Here is a 571-nt window from a genome sequence, read left to right as displayed (position 1 = left end):
GCCTGCCGCGCCATCGGCCTGCGCCACCCGCCGCGGCTGCGCCGAAGGCGCCAGCGACGACGCCAGTGGCGGCACCTGATCGATCGACAGTTCGCCCCTGCGGCGATCATCGCCCTGCGGCGACGCGCAGGCGGCCAGGGCCAGCGACAGGGCCAGGCCGAGGACGCTGCGATGGGCAGGGATGCGCTCGGGCGTGCGGCGCAAGCGGGACGGCGTCACGGGCTCACCTCTGGTCGCGGGAAATGGGGCTCAACAGCACGACGCCCGCCAGGCCTTCGCCCGGCGCCACCGCGGGATCGCCGGGTTCGGCCTGGTCCTGGCGCTGCAAGGCAACGCGCGTCAACGCCAGCGGAAACGGCGCCGGTCCGGCCAGCAGCCAGGCCGCCAGCGGCGCCGCCGGCGCCCGGTGGAACACGATGCGCCAGGCGCCGGCCGCGCTCTCGTCGGCGCCGAGTTCGTAGCGCCCCGCCAATCCGGCCGCGTCGAGCCAGCGGCCCAGCGCCTCGGGGGAGACCGCGGCCTGGCGCGCCGCCGGCGCCGGACCCGCCTGGCGCAGGACCGCCTCCAGGTC

General features: G+C 77.8%; 2 protein-coding genes. Both read right to left on the bottom strand.

The window, feature by feature from the left end; genetic code table 11:
- Positions 1-219, bottom strand: a 219-nt coding sequence (locus tag AOZ53_RS29340) for a hypothetical protein (protein WP_197286543.1), incomplete at its 3' end; no start/stop codon positions are given.
- Positions 220-223: 4 nt separating this feature from the next.
- The coding region (locus AOZ53_RS29335; protein ID WP_197286542.1) for a hypothetical protein at positions 224-571 on the bottom strand (348 nt) is incomplete at its 5' end.

The organism is Achromobacter sp. 2789STDY5608621 (assembly GCF_001299375.1).
GTDB classification, from domain to species: Bacteria; Pseudomonadota; Gammaproteobacteria; order Burkholderiales; family Burkholderiaceae_B; genus Achromobacter; species Achromobacter insuavis.
Note: the sequence above shows the minus strand (reverse complement) of the source record. Positions and strands in the feature narration are given on the sequence as shown.